15 protein-coding genes and 1 tRNA gene are annotated in these 17,702 nt (G+C 63.1%); 9 read left to right on the plus strand and 7 right to left on the minus strand.

The window, feature by feature from the left end:
• Nucleotides 1-10 precede the first annotated feature (10 nt).
• Nucleotides 11-1,675 (minus strand): BCCT family transporter, encoded by a 1,665-nt coding sequence (locus KPL81_RS07410; protein ID WP_219791260.1) that lies wholly within the window; start codon nt 1,673-1,675, stop codon nt 11-13.
• A 53-nt stretch (nt 1,676-1,728) separates the two neighbouring features.
• A complete protein-coding gene (locus KPL81_RS07415; RefSeq protein WP_219791261.1) occupies nt 1,729-2,154 on the minus strand; it encodes a universal stress protein in 426 nt (141 codons plus the stop codon).
• A 432-nt stretch (nt 2,155-2,586) separates the two neighbouring features.
• Here KPL81_RS07415 and KPL81_RS07420 point away from each other — a divergent pair, with 432 nt between their 5' ends.
• From KPL81_RS07420 to KPL81_RS07445, 6 genes are all read left to right on the plus strand, one after another.
• Entirely contained in the window at nt 2,587-3,732 is a 1,146-nt protein-coding gene (locus tag KPL81_RS07420; protein WP_209476728.1) for an ABC transporter ATP-binding protein, read from the plus strand.
• A 52-nt stretch (nt 3,733-3,784) separates the two neighbouring features.
• Nucleotides 3,785-4,906: an extracellular solute-binding protein gene (locus KPL81_RS07425; RefSeq protein ID WP_219791262.1), complete on the plus strand. Its 1,122-nt coding sequence runs from the start codon at nt 3,785-3,787 to the stop codon at nt 4,904-4,906.
• An 89-nt stretch (nt 4,907-4,995) separates the two neighbouring features.
• A complete protein-coding gene (locus KPL81_RS07430; RefSeq protein WP_338035597.1) occupies nt 4,996-6,249 on the plus strand; it encodes an ABC transporter permease in 1,254 nt (417 codons plus the stop codon).
• A gap of 4 nt (nt 6,250-6,253) precedes the next feature.
• On the plus strand, nt 6,254-7,105 hold the full coding sequence (locus tag KPL81_RS07435) for an ABC transporter permease (protein ID WP_209476731.1): 852 nt from the start codon (nt 6,254-6,256) through the stop codon (nt 7,103-7,105).
• A gap of 278 nt (nt 7,106-7,383) precedes the next feature.
• Nucleotides 7,384-7,815 carry a hypothetical protein gene (locus KPL81_RS07440; protein ID WP_219791263.1) on the plus strand — a complete coding sequence of 144 codons (432 nt, stop codon included), beginning with the start codon at nt 7,384-7,386 and terminating at the stop codon, nt 7,813-7,815.
• 95 nt (nt 7,816-7,910) lie between these two features.
• Entirely contained in the window at nt 7,911-8,438 is a 528-nt protein-coding gene (locus tag KPL81_RS07445) for a hypothetical protein (protein WP_219791264.1), read from the plus strand.
• Nucleotides 8,439-8,650: 212 nt separating this feature from the next.
• Here KPL81_RS07445 and KPL81_RS07450 read toward each other — a convergent pair whose 3' ends face one another.
• From KPL81_RS07450 to KPL81_RS07465, 4 genes are all read right to left on the minus strand, one after another.
• On the minus strand, nt 8,651-10,039 hold the full coding sequence (locus tag KPL81_RS07450; protein ID WP_209476737.1) for a sigma-54-dependent transcriptional regulator: 1,389 nt from the start codon (nt 10,037-10,039) through the stop codon (nt 8,651-8,653).
• Nucleotides 10,036-11,493 (minus strand): sensor histidine kinase, encoded by a 1,458-nt coding sequence (locus tag KPL81_RS07455; RefSeq protein WP_219791265.1) that lies wholly within the window; start codon nt 11,491-11,493, stop codon nt 10,036-10,038. Before KPL81_RS07455 ends, KPL81_RS07450 begins: the two co-directional genes overlap by 4 nt.
• Before the next feature lie 71 nt (nt 11,494-11,564).
• On the minus strand, nt 11,565-12,704 hold the full coding sequence (locus KPL81_RS07460; protein ID WP_219791266.1) for a PQQ-dependent sugar dehydrogenase: 1,140 nt from the start codon (nt 12,702-12,704) through the stop codon (nt 11,565-11,567).
• Between the two features lie 92 nt (nt 12,705-12,796).
• Complete coding sequence (locus tag KPL81_RS07465) at nt 12,797-13,672, minus strand: AEC family transporter (RefSeq protein WP_209476742.1); 876 nt, start codon at nt 13,670-13,672, stop codon at nt 12,797-12,799.
• A 170-nt stretch (nt 13,673-13,842) separates the two neighbouring features.
• On the opposite strand from KPL81_RS07465, the gene KPL81_RS07470 reads away from it, so the two are divergent.
• Nucleotides 13,843-15,648, plus strand: coding sequence for an ABC transporter ATP-binding protein (locus tag KPL81_RS07470; protein WP_219791267.1), 1,806 nt, complete (start codon nt 13,843-13,845; stop codon nt 15,646-15,648).
• Nucleotides 15,649-15,671: 23 nt separating this feature from the next.
• Here the strand turns inward: KPL81_RS07470 and KPL81_RS07475 are convergent, their stop codons facing one another.
• Nucleotides 15,672-16,274, minus strand: coding sequence for a hypothetical protein (locus KPL81_RS07475; RefSeq protein ID WP_219791268.1), 603 nt, complete (start codon nt 16,272-16,274; stop codon nt 15,672-15,674).
• 145 nt (nt 16,275-16,419) lie between these two features.
• On the opposite strand from KPL81_RS07475, the gene KPL81_RS07480 reads away from it, so the two are divergent.
• Nucleotides 16,420-16,496: transfer RNA gene (locus KPL81_RS07480), tRNA-Ile, on the plus strand.
• A gap of 97 nt (nt 16,497-16,593) precedes the next feature.
• Nucleotides 16,594-17,658, plus strand: a complete 1,065-nt coding sequence (locus tag KPL81_RS07485; RefSeq protein WP_219791269.1) for a tyrosine-type recombinase/integrase — start codon at nt 16,594-16,596, stop codon at nt 17,656-17,658.
• Nucleotides 17,659-17,702 lie beyond the last annotated feature (44 nt).

Below are 17,702 nucleotides of genomic sequence, written 5' to 3' on the forward strand. Positions count from 1 at the left end.
GCCGGTTGCGTCAAGTACGCGGTTCGCTCATCAACCCTTTGACGATGGCATAGCAGCCAGCCAGCAACACCAACGTGAAGGGCAGACCCGTCGAGACGGCCATGGCCTGCAGGGCGGTCAGCCCGCCGCCCAGCAGCAGGGCGATGGCGATGACACCCTCGATGATGGCCCAGAATACGCGCTGTGGCTTGGGCGCGTCGACCTTACCGCCGGCGGTGATGGTATCGATCACCAGCGAGCCGGAATCCGACGAGGTGATGAAGAATACCACCACCAGCACGATGCCGACGAAGGAAGTGATGGCCGTCAGCGGCAGCTCACCGAGCATGACGAACAGCTGCAGCTCAAGGGCTGAGTCGCGCACACCCTCGAAGCCGTCACCGACCAGTTGGTCGATGGCCGTACCGCCGAAGGCGGTCATCCACAGGACCGAGACCAGCGAGGGCACAAGCAGCACGGCGATCAGGAATTCGCGCACGCTGCGACCACGGCTCACGCGGGCAATGAACATGCCGACGAAGGGCGACCAGGAGATCCACCATGCCCAGTAGAAGGCAGTCCACCCCTGACTGAAGTTGGCATCCTCACGGCCGAAGGGGTTCGACAACGCCGGCAGGTTGACGACATAGGCGCCCAGGTTCTTGAAGAAGCCGCTCAGGATCAGCAGGGTCGGCCCGACGAGGATGACGAACAGCAGTAGCAGCACCGCCAGCCCCATGTTGATCTCCGACAGCCGGCGTACGCCCTTGTCCACCCCGGCCAGGATCGACACGATGGCGATGGCGGTGATGCCGAGAATCAAGAGCACCATGGTGGCGTCCGATTCGGGTACGCCAAAGAGATAGGTGAGGCCAGCCGAGGCCTGCGAGGCGCCGATTCCCAGCGAGGTAGCGAGCCCGAACAGGGTGGCGAAGACTGCCAGGATGTCGACGATATGACCCGGCCAGCCCCATACCCGCTCGCCCAGTATGGGGTAGAAGATCGAGCGCATGGTGAGCGGTAGGCCCTTGTTGAACGAGAAGATGGCCAGCGCCAGCGCCACCACGGCATAGATAGCCCAGGGGTGCAGGCCCCAATGATAGATCGTCGCGGCCATGCTCAGGCGGGCGGCGCCTGCAGGATCGTCCGCAGCTGCCCCCAGCGGCGCCCAGTCGGTGCGCACGCCATCCTCCACGGTAGTGCCGCCCAGAGCCGAACCGAAATGAGACATCGGCTCGGAGACGCCGTAGAACATCAGGCCGATGCCCATCCCGGCGGCGAACAGCATGGCAAACCAGCCTAGGTAGGTGAAGTCTGGTTTGGCATGCATGCCGCCGATGCGAACCTTGCCCAGCGGTGATACGACCAGGATCAGGCACAGCAACACGAAGATGTTGCCGGCGAGAAGGAAAAACCAGGACAGGTTGCCGGTGAGCCAGTTGCGCATGGCATTGAACAGCGGCTCGACCTCGGTCTGCAGGGCAAGGGTGATGACCACGAAGAATACCGTGACCAGTGCCGAGATGGTGAAGACCTTGCCGTGCAGGTCGATACTGAAGCCGAGCTTGTCGGTAGCCAGATTGTCCTGCCCGATGACGTAGTCGGTATCAATCAGGTTGGCCGGCCCTTCCGGCGCCGGCACGCCTTCCGAGGGCTCAGGTTCTCTGGCCCTGTCGGTGCGAGAATCGTTATCCACGTTACGCTCTCCCCTTGAAAGATCGAATGTACGATGGCGGTGAACGGATGGGGTCAGGAACGAGAAGGCCTGACCAGAAAGACCGAGACATCGGTATGGGTGGCGATCTTGCCACCATGAGACGGCATGATGACGTCGAGGTGCTTCGGTGGGTGGGTTGGCATGACCACGAGGTCGGCGCCTACGTCATCGATTGCCTGAATCAGAAGGTCGTCGAGATCGGCGACCGGGTCGGCACTGCTTAGGGTATGCACACTGACGGGCTGGCCATGCAGCGCCGCTCGCTGCTGGGCGAAGGCCTCCAGTTTTCGCTCATACTCTTCCGGGCTTCGGGCCACGCTGCTGGGGGCCGTGGAGGTTACACCGACATAGCAGACTTCGGCCTGATAATGTCGAGCCAGATCGGCCACGGCTTGCAGGGAAGGCTCGAGCACTTCCAAGTGGGCGAGGTCGACCGGAACCATGATTTTACTGTACATGTTCGTGCTCTCCTGATTTACGTGATGTCGGCGCTCCGACGAGACGTACGCGGGTGCACGTGTGGGACGTTACACAATGTCAAGTGTGGCGGCTTTGGCGCTTGGTGCCAGTTCTATAATCGGCATGCAGGACGTTCCTGCGCGACACTGTAGTGTGGACAGGGAGTGTACATGAACGGAATGGCGTTGCCGAATTCACCCTGAAAGCGTTGCCAGCGACATCAGCGTAATAATAATTTACCTTGGGTAACGTTGGGTTAACCGATATCCCGCCGTCTGTCCCCCGTCCTGGTTCAACGCTATTTGGACTCTGTGGGGATTGCGGGCACTGACCGGATAGGAATAGGGTCAGGGAATTCCGACAAGAACAAGGGCCAGCCTGAGCAAAGACAATCATTCTTAACGTTCGGCCAGCCGCTATGGGAACCCTGCATGAACGAAAGCCTGCTACAAGAACGCCACGATAACGCAAGGGAAGACGGTCATGAGACGGATGCAGACTTCGTCCGTTTCATTGACGTGCAGAAGAGCTACGACGGGGTCGAGCTGGTCGTCAAGGGATTCAACCTCGACATTCACCGAGGGGAGTTCGTCACGCTGCTGGGCCCTTCCGGGTCGGGCAAGACCACCTGCCTGATGATGATGGCGGGCTTCGAGACACCCACTCATGGCCAGATCCTGCTCAAGGGCGACCCGATCAACGACCTGCCGCCGCACAAGCGGGGCATCGGCATGGTATTCCAGAACTATGCTCTCTTTCCGCATATGTCGGTCGCCGAGAACCTCGCCTTCCCCCTAGAAGTCCGTCACATGAGCAAGGCCGAGACCAAGCGCAAGGTGGACCGTGCGCTGGCCATGGTGCGCCTCGAGAACTTTGGCGATCGGCGCCCGGCGCAACTGTCAGGAGGGCAGCAGCAGCGCGTGGCTCTGGCCCGGGCGCTGGTCTTCGAGCCCGAGCTGGTGCTGATGGATGAGCCGTTGGGGGCGCTCGACAAGAACCTGCGCGAGGAGATGCAGTACGAGATCAAGCGCATCCATGCCGACCTGGGCGTCACCATGATCTACGTGACCCACGATCAGACCGAAGCCTTGACCATGTCCGATCGCATTGCCGTTTTCAACGATGGCGTGGTTCAGCAGTTGGCGGCACCGGATACGCTCTATGAAGCGCCCGAGAATGCTTTCGTGGCCAATTTCATCGGTGAGAACAATCGTCTCTATGGCGAAGTGACCGAGACCATCGGGGACAAGTGCCAGGTCCGCCTCGACAGTGGGGAGACGGTACTGGCCAAGGCCGTCGCCGCAGGGGGCATCGGGACGCGCACGACGCTCTCCCTGCGTCCGGAGCGCGTCGCCATCGTCTCGGGCGAAGCCGACGAGGCTTTCGACAACCGCTTCCCTGCGGAGGTCCGGGAGGTCATCTATCTCGGTGATCACCTGCGTACCCGTCTCAGTGTCTGCGGCAACGATGAATTCATTCTCAAGACTCCCAACGCGAAGGGATATGCTTCGCTGAGGCCGGGCCAGTCGATCGACGTCGGCTGGGCCAGTAGCGACTGTCGGGCTCTCGATGCCTGAATGCGTTTCAATCTGAAGCGGTGTCAACAAGTACAACAAGCGGAGATAGACGATGAAAGACGATAGCAAGCAAGCAGGGAAACCGGCTCTCAAACTGATGGTATGTGCCGTGGCGGGAGCCTCGGCGATGGGCCTGGCGAGCGTGGCGCAGGCTCAGCAGACGCTCAACATCGTCTCCTGGGGCGGCGCCTACACCGAGAGCCAGCAGAAGGCCTACCATGAGCCGTGGATGGAGCAGACCGGCGACGAGATCATCAATCTCGACCGCAGCGGCAATGCCCTGGCCGGCCTGCGTGCACAGACACAGGCGGGCAACGTGACCTGGGACCTGGTCGACATGCTGCCGGCCGATGCCATGATCGCCTGTGCCGAGGGGTTGATCGAACCGCTGGATCACGACGAACTGCTGGCGGATGCGCCGGATGGCACGCCGCCGAGCGAGGACTTCGTCGACGGCGCCCTGGGCGAGTGCTTCGTCGCCTCGATCGTCTACTCCAACATCGTCGCCTTCAACACCGAGATGTTCCCCGAGGACAACCAGCCCAGCAGCATTGCCGATGTCTTCGATCTTGAGAACTTCCCCGGCAAGCGCACCCTGCTGCGCAAGCCGATCAACAACCTCGAGTGGGCGCTGGTCGCCGACGGTGTAGCGCCGGAGGATGTCTACGACGTGCTCGAGACGGAGGAGGGCATCCAGCGCGCCTTCGCCAAGCTCGACACGATCAAGGACGAGGTCATCTGGTGGGAGGAGGGCGCTCAGCCGCCGCAGTTGCTCGCCGATCAGGAAGTCGCCTTCGGCTCTGCCTACAACGGCCGCATCTTCAATGCCATGGTCTCCGAGAACCAGCCCTTCGAGATCATCTGGGATGCCCAGGTGTTCGAGCTGGATGGCTGGGTGGTCCCGACCGGCAAGCTCGACAAGGTGAAGGACTACCTCCACTTCGCCACCGACACCCAGCGCCTCGCCGACCAGGCCCAGTACATCTCCTACGGTCCGGCGCGCTACTCCTCCTCGGACCTGGTCTCGGTCCACGCCGAGACGGGTATCGACATGATGCCGCACATGCCGACGTTCCCGCCCAACTTCGCGACTGCCATCCAGAAGGACGACGAGTTCTGGGCCGACTACAACGATGAGCTGACCCAGCGCTTCGACGCCTGGCTGGCCCAGTAAAGGTCCGCCGTCGCCCGGGTTTCCCGGGCGACGGTCCCATCGTCATACGCGTTTCCCAACCGCTTCCTTTGCTAGATGGAGAGGCCTGAGTGTCCCAATCGCCCTCTGTTCCCCTGACCACTGCGGATGGCGTACCGCTCAAGACCAGCCTGCGGCGCGCCGTGCGGCGCTCGAAGGTCAAGGCCTTCTTGCTGGTATCGCCATTGCTGCTGTTCCTGGGGATCGCATTCATCATGCCGATCGTCGAAATGCTGTGGCGCAGCGTCGACAATCCCGAAGTTTCCACCCAGCTGTCGCGCACAGTCGCCGCCCTGGAAGGCTGGGACGGCGAGTCGCTGCCTGGCGAACCGGTATTTGCCGCACTTGCCGAGGATCTGCGTGAGGGGCAGGAAGCGCGCAACCTGGGTTTGCTGTCGAGCCGGCTCAACTACGAGAAGTCGGGCATGCGCTCGACGATCAGCCGCACGGCACGGCGAATTGGCCGTGTAGAACCGCCTTTCCGTGAATCACTGATCGAGATCAACGACACCTGGGGTGAGCTCGACACCTGGAAGCTGATCCAACGCGAGGCAACTCCCTACACGCTTTCCTATTACTTGGCGGCGGTGGATCGCCAGCTGTCGCCGTCGGGAGAGATCGTCGAGGTGCCGGATCATCTCAAGGTGCATGTCTCGCTGTTCTGGCGCACCTTCTGGATGAGTGCGGTAATCACTGGCTTGACGCTGCTGCTCGGCTATCCGATCGCTTTCCTGCTGACGAGCCTGCCACTGCGCCATTCGAACCTGTTGATGATTCTGGTATTGCTGCCGTTCTGGACCTCGCTGCTGGTGCGCACCACCACCTGGATCGCGATCCTGCAGTCCCAGGGGGTGCTCAACGATGTCATGGTCGCGCTTGGCGTGATTGCCGACGAGGCACGCTGGCAGATGATCCACAACAAGGCCGGCACCATCATTGCCATGACGCATATCCTGCTGCCATTCATGATCCTGCCGCTCTACTCGGTGATGAAGACGATTCCGCCGAGCTACATGCGTGCGGCTCGCTCATTGGGCGGCAAGCCGTTCCTGAACTTTCGGCGAGTCTATTTCCCGCTGACCATTCCGGGCATCGCCGCCGGGGGTATCCTGGTCTTCATCCTGTCGATCGGCTACTACATCACGCCGGCGCTGGTGGGTGGGCAGTCAGGGCGCTTCATCACCAACTACATCGCCTACCACATGCAGACCTCACTCAACTGGGGACTGGCCGCAGCCATCGCCTCGATCCTGCTGTTCGTGGTGATCGTCTTCTACATGGTCTTCAACCGCCTTATCGGTGTCGACAAGGTCAAGCTGGGGTAATCCGATGGCCATTCCTTCCTACGCGACTCGCGGTGAGCGCATCTGGCACTACGTCTTTCTGGGCATTTGCGCGCTGATCTTCCTGTTCCTGGTGGGGCCGCTGCTGATCATCATTCCGCTATCGTTCAATGCGGAGCCCTACTTCACCTTCTCGGATAAAATGCTCAGTCTCGACCCGGCAGGCTATTCGCTGCGCTGGTACGAAGACTTCTTCACTTCCAGCGCCTGGCTCAACTCCATCAAGAACAGCTTCATCATCGGCATCGCCTCGACGTTTTTGGCCACGGTCCTGGGCACCGTGGCTGCGCTGGGCCTCTCCAATCGGCACATGCCGGCGCGCGGCGCGATCATGGCGCTGTTGATCTCACCGATGATTGTGCCGCTAATCATCTCCGCGGCGGCAATGTTCTTCTTCTTCTCCAAGGTCAACCTGGCGCAGACTTACCTTGGCGTAATCCTGGCGCACACCGCGCTTGGCATACCGTTCGTCGTGATCACCGTCACCGCGACGCTGTCGAGCTTCGATACCACGCTGATCAAGGCGGCGCACAGTCTTGGCGCCAACCCCACGCGCACCTTCTTCAAGGTGGTGTTGCCCCTGGTGACGCCGGGTGTCGTTTCCGGCGCCCTGTTCGCCTTCATTACTTCCTTCGACGAGGTCGTAGTGGTGCTGTTCATCTCCGGCCCCGCGCAAACCACCATGCCGATACAGATGTGGTCGGGTATCCGCGAACAGATCAGTCCGACGATTCTGGCCGTGGCGACGCTGCTGGTGCTGCTCTCCATGCTGCTGCTGACGACGCTGGAGCTGCTACGGCGTCGTAGCGAGCGGTTGCGGGGCATTACGCCGGAATAGTGCGGCGGCGCAAGGCCCGATTCCCTGGCAGGGGCACCGTTCGGTGCCCCTTTTTGCTGCCCCTTGCTTCTGCCCGTGCGAGATCCGGGGCCATTGCCTGTGGCAGACCTGCCCATGTGTCAATTTGCGCCAGCAATAAGCACAGTGTGGGGAGCAGGAATGCTTCTCTTGATTAAAGTTAATATTCTGTATTTTAAGCAAAAAATAGAAATCCCGGTGAGGCTGGCACGTCTTCTGCTGGAACGGAGTGAGGACGAGTCAAATCAGGGAGAGAGCCAATGAGTCATGAGACGCGTAAACCCAGATCTGCCTGGCGACTGACTGCCTTGGCTTCGGCAGTGGCGGTAGCGCTAGGGACGCTGTCACTTGCTGGTTGCGGCAATGAGGAAGACGAGCTGCCGCCCATCGAGGAGGAGGCGCCCGCCATGGAGGAGCAGGGTACCCAGATGGATGACGCGACGTCTGATCCCGGAATCGATCAGACCGACACCGCTTCCGATGATGGCGCTGAGGTGCCTGGGACGAACGCCGATGCAAACACGGAAGACCAGGCTGACTCGGAAGTGACCGAGAACGTGGCTCCCGAGCAGGATCCGCTCCCGGAAGCCGAACAGGAACCGGTACCTGAGGAGCAACCCGAGGGGCAGCAGGCCACCATGGAGGGTGATCAGGAAGCGTCCTCCGAGGAAGAGCAGGGCAGCGGCAGTTAAACCGACGGCCCTTTCACGTGCCCCTGCCGAGGATGGCGGGGGCAGGCAGGAAGCCCAACCCGTCGTTGCAAGACGATATGGCAGGAGGTGGAGAGATGATGTCCAAGGAATTTCTGAAGAAGCTAGGCATTTTCGGCATTACTGTAGGTCTGACGGCGAGCCCGCTGGCGCTGGCGCAGCAGACTCAGCAGGACCAATACCAGACGCAGCAAGGCACCGATCAGCCGTCATACCCGACTACGGAAGAGGCTCCGGGCCATGAGACCGCACCCGGCGTCGATCCGGGGGATCCTGCGGCACCGGGTATCGACGGTACCACTGCACCAGGCGCGGATCCGGCCATGCCGGGCACCGAAGCGGATCCGGGCATGCAGCAGGATCCGGGTATGCCGCAAGAGCCGGGTATGCCACAGGAGCCTGGAATGGAGCAGAACCCGGGCATGCAGCAACAGCCAGGCACTGAAACCGTTCCGGGTGCCGATCCGACCATGCCGGGGGCGCAGGACGACGCCGGCTTCGGCAAGGGCGCGGAGGCGGTCCCGGGTGAAGAGCCCGAGTACGAGTACGAGAACGAGGAAGAAGAGTGGGACTATCCGGAGGAGGAGAACGAAGGCGCTTCGTGATCTACCGGGTTTCGGCCCCGGCCGGGCGGCTGGGGCCAGAGGAGTAGGATCGACGCAAGGATGCGTCACTCTAGCATGACGCGGCGCAATCCGCTGGCGGCCCGCCACCCTCCCCCCTTGCACCGTCAGTAGGATTGCATGGCGTGCTTCGCCCCCGAGCTCCCACGGGGTCTTTTTGTGTCTTGCCATGGCATTGCATCGCTACGACGCGGTTACTCTTCCTCAAGGCGGCGATAGAGCGTACGCCTGGCGATGCCGAGGATGTCGGCGGTACGCCGCTTGTTGCCACCCGTCGCCTCGAGCACTTTCTGAATGTAGCGCTTCTCGACCTCCTCCAGACTGGGCCAACTCTGCTGGCCACGGGTCATCAAGGCATGGCCGGCTTCGACCTGACGGGCCACCCCCCGCTGTTCCTGACCATGCTGACGAATACGCTCGGGCAGGTCGGCATGGCTGAGCAGACCCTCCTCCGCCAGGGTCACGGCGCGCATGACGGCATTCTCGAGTTCGCGCACGTTGCCGGGATAGGGGTATTCCAGCAAGGTCTGCAAGGCCAGGGGCTCGATGCGCTCGATGTGCTTGCCCTGGGCGCCGGCATGCTTCTCGATCATGGCGGAGATCAGTCGCTCCACATCTCCCGGGCGTTCACGCAGGGGAGGGATGCGTAGCGAAAAGGTCTCCAGACGATAGAACAGGTCGCTGCGGAAGTTGCCGCTCTCGATCTCCTGCTCCAGGTCGCGATGGGTGGCGGCAATGATGCGCACATCCACTGCTTCTTCCTTCTCGGCACCCACTGCCTTGATCATCTTCTCCTGCAATGCCCGTAGCAGCTTGGCCTGCAGGCCGGGCGACATCTCGCCGATCTCGTCGAGAAAGAGGCTGCCGCCATTGGCTGCCTGGAACAGGCCCTGGCGTGATTCGTTGGCGCCGGTGAAGGCGCCTTTCACATGGCCGAAGAACTCGCTCTCCATCAGTTCGGAAGGAATGCTGGCACAGTTGATGGCAATGAAAGGTTCGTCGGCCCGCGGGCTCTCGGCATGAATGGCACGGGCCAGCAGCTCCTTGCCGGTGCCGCTCTCCCCGAGGATCAGGATAGGTGCATCGCTTCTGGCCAGGCGGGCCGCATCGTGGAAGAGCGACTGCATCGTCTCGCTCTCGCCGACGATGCCGTGGAAGTGGCCGGCCGGCTCGCTTTGATACAGACGCTCGGCCAAGCGGCGGTTTTCCAGTACCCGAAAAATCGCCTCCCCCACGCTCTCCAGGTCCAGTGGCTTGGTAAGGAAGTCGTCGGCGCCAATTTTTAGTGCCTCGACGGCCTGGTCGATGGTGCCGAAGGCGGTGATGACGATGAACCCCACTCGATTGCCTTCATGGCGCAGCTGCTCGAGCAGCTGCATGCCGCTCATGCCGGGGAGACGTACGTCGCTGATCACCAGAGCCACTTCGCTATGACTCAGGGTAACCACGGCTTCCTCGGCACTGCTTACACCTAGCGTGTGATACCCGGCTTCCTGGAGCTCCTCTTCCAGCAGTTCGAGAATGGCGGCGTCATCCTCGACGATGAGGATCGGAAGGTCGGTATGGCTGTGGCTCCCAGTCACGTGGCGGTTCCTCCTCCATCGTTATCGTTCAGTGGCAGTCCGATCTCGAAGCCGGCTCCCCCCAGTTCGCTGTCGAACACCCCGACGGTGCCACCATGGTCGTTGATGATTCGGTGCACCATGGAAAGCCCCAGGCCACTACCTTGGCCAACGGGCTTGGTGGTGAAAAAAGGATCGAAGACCTTCGGTTTGTCCTGATCGGCGATTCCTGTGCCATCATCCTCCAACCATAGCGTCAGCCAGCCTCCCTGTTCCCGTGAGTGGATGCGGACACGGCTGACGCCCTCGGCCTGGGCGGCGTTGCGTAGCAGGTTGGTCAGCACCTGGATCAACTGCTGGCCGTTGGCCAGCAGCGGTGAGGATGACGGCGCAAGGTCGAGTTCGAGCCGGATAGCGTTCTGCTCGAGGTCTTCCTCGACCAATTCGCGTGCCGTCGCGAGAAGGTCGGACAGCTCCAGCGGCTCCTTCTCGACATTGTGACGGCGACCCAGCTCCATCAGTTGGCGCACGATCTCGACGATACGCTCCACCTCGCTGCGAATGCGCCCGAGCTTGGCCCTATCCGCCTCGTCCAGGGTCTCACGCCGGGCCAGGCGCTGGGCCTGGCCGTTGATCACCGTGAGCGGCGCACCAATCTCGTGTGCAACCCCGGCGGCCAGCACGCCCAGCTCGGCGAGCTTCTTCGACTTGCGCAGGCGTTTCTCGAGCTCGATCTCCTTGCGCCGGCGCGCCTCGATGTCGGCGTCTTTCTCGGCCATGGCATCCAGCATGCCGTTGAGCGCAACGGCCAGGCGCTCGTACTCCTGCGGCCCCTTGGCTTCGGCACGCTGGCCGCGGTCGCCGGCCTCGACACGCTGCATGACGGCGAGCAGGCGCTCCAGCGGTCGCTCGATGTGGCGCCGAAAGCCCCACCAAATGCCGAATACGATGCCGGCGGCGCCGATGACGAAGGCCAACAGTGCCAGCTGACTGAGGAACCCGGTGTAGTTCTCGATGCCGGTATTCAGGCGGTTGACTTGCAGTACGCCTTGAATCTCCCCGGTGGCGGAAAGCAGCGGCTTCAACGCCGAGTAGTAGTGCCAGCCTTCGTGCTCACGGTAGGCGGCCCGCATTTTTCCTTCCTCGGCCACCTCACGAATGGTCTCGGGGCTGAACAGCGCCTGGCCCAGCCCGAGGCCGTAGATCTCCCGCCCGCTGGCGTCGAACACATAGGCGCCGTAGATGCGATGAAACGAAAAAGCGGAGTAGAGCGACTCCTCCAGGGGCTCGGTGGCATCGCGCGTCAGGGCCTGGCTCAGGGTCGTGCCGATCACGTTGGTGATGACCTGGACTTCCCGCTCCAGACGATTGCGCACGTTGTCCTCCAGCGACTTGATGGCCACCAGGCTGAAGGTCAGCAGCGCGAGAAAGAGCGGTGCGATGATGGTCAGGAGTATGAGGTTGCGTAGGCGCATGGCGGCTCGCGAACGGTGGTCGACGAATGCGGCGGCTGTGCCGGCTCTCAGGCCGGGCGCCGCGCCTGAGTTCAATTCACCGGCCTCAGCCGGTAGAGACTGCCCTGGGGATCGTCGTTGATCAGGTAGATGGCGCCATCCTGCCCCTGGTGAACGTCGCGAATGCGACCGATCTGTCCGTCAAGCACCAACTCCGTGTCGACCACCTGGGCGTTCTCCAGCGTCAGACGGTACAGCTGCTCGCGGTGCAGCCCCCCGGCCAGCAGATTGCCGCGCCAAGCCTCGAACATGGGGGAGGTGACCTCAGCCAGGCCGGAGGGGGCGAAACGATCTTCGAAGACGTGAACGGGATCGCGCATGCCGGGCAGGGTGGCCTCGCCGACAGGGCGACGGGAGACGTAGGTCTTGCCGAGACTCACCTCGGGCCAGCCGTAGTTTTCGCCGCCGATCAGCCGGTTGAGCTCGTCGCCACCCAGCGGGCCGTGCTCGGTGGCCCAGGCGTCGCCCGCTTGGGTGACTACCAGGCCCTGGGGGTTACGATTGCCGAAGGTAAAGATTTCGCCGAGGGCCTCGTCGTTCCCGACGAATGGGTTATCGTCGGGCACGCCGCCGGTCTCAGTCAGCCGCAGCACGCTGCCGGCATGGTCACGACGATCCTGCGCACGCGATGGGCTGCCGCGTTCGCCAACGCTCATCAGCAGGGTGCCGTCGGGCAGCCAAGCGAGCCGGGAGCCGTAGTGACGCCCGGGATCGCTGTAACGCCCTTGTGCGAAGAGCAGCTCGACGTCGGTCAGCTCGCCATCGCCGAGCCGGGCACGACTCAGGGCGGTGGCGGTGCCGCCCGCGCCGGGCTTGCTCCAGGTGAAGTAGAGCCAATCGTGCTCGCCGTCGCCATAGTGCGGATGCAGTGCCACGTCGAGGAGCCCGCCCTGTGACTGTGCGCTGACCTCGGGCACGCCTTGCAGGTGGGTGACATCGCCAGTCTCATCGATCAGCGCCAGGCGCCCTGGGCGCTCGCTGACCAGGAAGCGTCCATCGGGAAGTTGCTCCACCGACCATGGGTGTTCGAGCCCCTCGGCGATGCGCTCCAGGCGCAGCTCGAGGTGTTCGGTAGAGATTCGGTCGAGGGCCTCGACGGCCTGGGCCGAACCGCCACTCCCCAAGGTAGCGGCCAGCAGAGGCACTGCCAGCCGCTTGCTTGCCTTAAGCATGTCTCCCTCCCTTGCATTTTGTTACCGCCCCCGTCGAATAAAGACTCCGGGGCGGCCTGGGTGTTCCCATCACCCGTATGCGGCCCTTGGCGCTACATCAGGATCGCCAGCAGGATCGGCAGGTAGAGCAAGGCCAGCAGCGTCGAACAGAACACCAGGCTGGCCACGTACTCCGGCTCACGCTTGGCGCGCTGCGCGAACAGATAATTGAAGACCGCCACCGGCATGCTCATCTGCAACACCAGGATGCTGAGCGCCAAGGGCGACAGATCGAGCAGCGTGCCGATGCCCCAGGCCAGCAGCGCGGCGACCGGGATGCGCAGCAGGCTGAAGCCGATCCCGGAGCGCAGGTTCTTGACCTTTATGCTGGCCAGCGACACGCCCAGCGTGATCAGCATCAGCGGCACGGTGAAGCCCGAGATCAGCCCCACGCTGTTGGCCAGCCAGCGCGGCAGCTCGGTGTCGGTCAGCAGCAGCGTCAGTGCTATCAGGATAGCGTAAACCGTGGGTGTCCTGACCAGCGTTCGCAGCGGGTTGCCGGTGCTGGCGATCACGGCGCCGATGGTGAACTGGAACAGCGAGACCGTGACCATCACCGTGATGCCGAAGGCGAAGCCGGCGCTCCCGAAGGCGTAAAGCACGACCGGCAGCCCCATGTTGCCCGTATTGGGGTACATCATGGGGGCCAGCAACACGCGCCAATCTCGGCGTAGCAGGCGTGCCATGGCGAAGGTGGCCAGGCCCATGCAAACCATCACCAGGGCGGTGGCCAGCATGGTGCGCCCGAAGCTGCTGGCGTCGATGTCAGCGCCGGCGAGTGACGAGATCACCAAGGCCGGTGTACCGATGTTGAAGACCAGGCGCGTGACGAAGTCCACGGGGTAGGGCTGGCCCATGCGAATCCAGGTGAAGCCCAGGCCGGCGCCGGCCAGCACGGGCGCCATCACGGCAAAGAGGTCGGCGAGCATCGAGCGTCCTTGGCGGTGAGCAAGCTAAGTATTGTACAGTTCCGGTGCGCCAAGATCATGTCGGTGGTTCGCCCGTCTAGCCGCTTGAGTCGACGGGCTGGCCTGGTTCCTCCTTGGTGGAAGCGCCCTGACCCGGTAAGCTGCGACTCTTGTTCGCAAGGAATTCTCAAATGCCAACCGATGCTTCCGCCAACAGTTTCCAGGCCCTGGTGCGCCTGCTGCGCTACGCCCGCGGCTATCGCCGCCGTATCGTCGCCGCCACGACCTGCTCGATCATCAACAAGATCTTCGACATCGCCCCAGAGATTCTCATCGGCGTGGCCATCGACGTGGTGGTCAACCAGGAGCGCAGCTTCGTCGCCCGGATCGGCTTCGAGACCGCCCAGCAGCAGATCATGGTGCTCGCCGTGCTCACCTTTTTCATCTGGGCCGGCGAATCGATCTTCGAGTATCTCTTCAAGATCCTGTGGCGCAACCTGGCTCAGCGGTTGCAAGCCGACATGCGTCTGGACACCTACGAGCATGCCCAGCGCCTCGACATGGCCTACTTCGAGTCGAAGAGCTCGGGCCAGCTCGTGGCCACCATGAACGACGACGTCAACCAGCTCGAGCGCTTCCTCGACGGCGGCGCCAATGCGCTGATCCAGGTCGGCGTCACCGTGGTGGCGGTGGGGGCGGTGTTCTTCGTCATCTCGCCGCTGATCGCGCTGCTGGCCTTCACGCCGATCCCGCTGATCATCTGGGGCGCCTTCTTCTTCCAGCGCAAGGCCGGCCCGCTCTACGCCGACGTGCGCGAGAAGGTCGGCGACCTCGCCAGCCGGCTCTCCAACAATCTCTCCGGCATTGCCACCATCAAGAGCTTCACCAGCGAGGCGCGCGAGGCCGAGCGGCTGCGCAGCGTCAGCGAAGCCTACGTCGAGGCCAACCGGCGCGCCATCCAGGTCAGCTCGGCCTTCATCCCGGTGATCCGCATGGCGATCCTGGCCGGTTTCCTGGCTACCTTCACCGTCGGCGGCATGATGGCGCTGCGCGGCGACCTCAACGTGGGCGCCTACGGCGTGCTGGTGTTCCTCACCCAGCGCCTGCTGTGGCCGCTGACGGGCCTGGCCGAGGTGATCGACCTGTTCGAGCGCGCCATGGCCAGCACCCGGCGCATCCTCGACCTGCTCGCCGTGCCGATCACGGTGAAGGACAACGAAGGCCAGCCGCTGGCCGAGCCAGTGCGCGGCGAGGTGAGCTTCGAGGCGGTGAGCTTCCGCTATGCGACCAGCGGCGTGGGCGTGGATGGCGTTAGCCTGCACGTGCCCGCCGGCAATACCCTGGCGCTGGTGGGCGCCACCGGCTCGGGAAAGTCGACCCTGATGAAGCTGCTGCTGCGCTTCTACGATCCCCAGGCCGGCCGTGTCTGCATCGACGGCCAGCCGATCGGTGAGGTCAGCCTCGCGTCGCTGCGCCAGGCCATTGGCCTGGTCAGCCAGGACGTCTACCTGTTCGAGGGCTCGATTCGCGACAACATCGCCTACGCCCGTCCCGAGGCCAGCGAGGCGGAGGTAATCGACGCGGCGCGCACCGCCGAAGCGTGGGAGTTCATCCAGGCCCTGCCCCAGGGGCTCGATACCGCCGTGGGCGAGCGCGGCGTGCGCCTCTCCGGCGGCCAGCGTCAACGCCTTTCGCTGGCGCGTGCGCTGCTCAAGGATCCGCCGATCCTGGTACTCGATGAAGCCACCAGCGCGGTGGACAACGAGACCGAGGCGGCGATCCAGCGCTCGCTGGCCAAGATAGGCCACGGCCGCACGGTGATCATGATCGCCCATCGGCTCTCGACCATCGTGCACGCCGACGAGATCGTGGTGATCGACGCCGGGCAAGTCGTGGAGCGGGGCACCCATGCCGAGCTGCTCGAGAAGGGTGGCCGCTACGCCGCCCAATGGAAGGTGCAGACCGGGGCGCTGGAGGAGAGCGAGGCGCTTGGCTGAGAGGGCATATTGCCCGAGAGGTTTTAAGTCTCTGGTTTGACCAGCAGGGCATCGAGGCTGACCGGTACCTCGTCGCCGATCTGCTCATAGCCGAGCAGCAGCAGCACCGAACGCAGGGTGGGGTTGGCCATCAGTGCCTGCCCATCCAGCGCCACCCGCTCGGCGTTGGTCACCTGCACCTGGCCGCTGCTCGTCTTGGTGAAGCGCACCGGCAGCGACTCCTCGCGCACGGCATTGCCCGAGCGCACCTTCATGGTCAGGGTTTCCACCAGGGAATCGCCCACCGCCAACCGGTCCAGCCGTCCGGGCGGGAACTGCGTGGTCAGTGTGGCCATGGGCCGCTCGGTGACGCCGGCAAGCCACGGCGGCAATTGCCCGAGCCGTTCCACCACGTCGCTCTGGTTGAGCCGCAGCGGCATCTCCAGGGAGCCATCCTCATTCGCACTGCCGGAAAGCCGGCGTACCTCATGCTGGCGCGGCACGGGCCCATCGGGAGTGATCTGCATTACCGTGGCGGAGACCCGCGAGTGCTCGGGATCCAGCTCCCAGGCCGCCAACGGCAGGGCGAACAGCAGGGCGGAGGCGCCCAGGGCGATCAAAGAGAAGGAAGAGAAAAGGCGTTTCATCAGCGGTGCGTCTCCTGCAGCGGAAGCTTCCCCCAGAAGACACGCCAAACGCTGAGAAGTGCCCGAACCGTCGGCACGGAAAAAGCCGACCCCGAGCCTCTGGCCTCGCCCGGCAGCATTCGCTATCATACGGCGGCGCAATGCAGGGCCTATAGCTCAGTTGGTTAGAGCAGGGGACTCATAATCCCTTGGTCGCTGGTTCGAGTCCAGCTGGGCCCACCATTAAAATCAGCTACTTAAGAATTTTCTGTGGTGAGTCCCATAGTCCAAGGGTACAGTTTCGGTACAGTGCCGATCCTTCAGCCCCCTGGAGACTTTCATGGCCACCATCGTCAAGACCCCCGCCGGTAGCTGGAAAGCCGTCATCCGTAAGACCGGCTGGCCCACCACCGCCAAGACCTTCCGCACCAAGCGAGATGCCCAGGACTGGGCACGCCGCACCGAAGACGAGATGGTCCGCGGCGTCTATATCCAGCGCAGCGCCTCGGAGCGCATGACGCTAGAAGCAGCGCTCAAGCGCTACCTGGCCGATGTCACCCCCACTAAGAAACCCAGCACCCAGAAGAGTGAGCGCCACAAGGCCAACACGCTGATCGAGCACCTGGGCAAATACTCCCTCGCGGCACTGACGCCAGAGCTGGTTGCCCACTACCGCGATGACCGGTTGAACAGCCTTGGGCATCGGGGCCAACCCATCAGCCCCAATACCGTGCGCCTGGAGCTCGCCTTGCTCGGCCACCTCTACACCGTGGCCATCCAGGAATGGGGCCTGGGTCTGACCTACAACCCCGTCCAGAACATCCGCAAGCCAAGCCCTGGGGAAGGGCGCGACCGGCGCCTGAGCCCCGACGAGGAGAAGCGCCTGTTCGCCGTGTTACGGCAGCACAGCAACCCCATGCTGGCCTGGATCGCCAGAATCGCCCTGGAGACGGGCATGCGCTCGTCGGAGATCCTGACCCTCTCTCGCTCCCAGGTCGACGTGAAACGCCGCGTGGTGCGCCTCACGGACACCAAGAACAACGAAGCTCGCCTGGTGCCCCTGACCCAGGCGGCCACCGAGGTGTTCAAGCAGGCGTTGAACAACCCGGTGCGCCCGCTCGACTGTGACCTGGTGTTCTTCGGTGAGCCTGGCAGGGACGGAAAGCGCGGCCCCTACGCCTACACCAAGCTCTGGAACCAGGCCAAGAAGAAGGCCAGGCTCGATGACTTCCGCTTTCATGACCTACGCCATGAAGCCGTCAGCCGCCTGGTAGAGGCGGGGCTATCCGACCAGGAGGTCGCCGCGATCAGTGGGCACAAGTCAATGCAGATGCTCCGGCGGTATACTCACTTGCGAGCTGAAGAATTGGTTGAGAAACTAGATCGTATTCAATGTAGATTATAGAGCCTAGGCGGCAAGAATGATTATTGATGTAAGGGGTTTTTATA

This window comes from Billgrantia antri (genome assembly GCF_019430905.1).
GTDB lineage: Bacteria > Pseudomonadota > Gammaproteobacteria > Pseudomonadales > Halomonadaceae > Halomonas > Halomonas antri.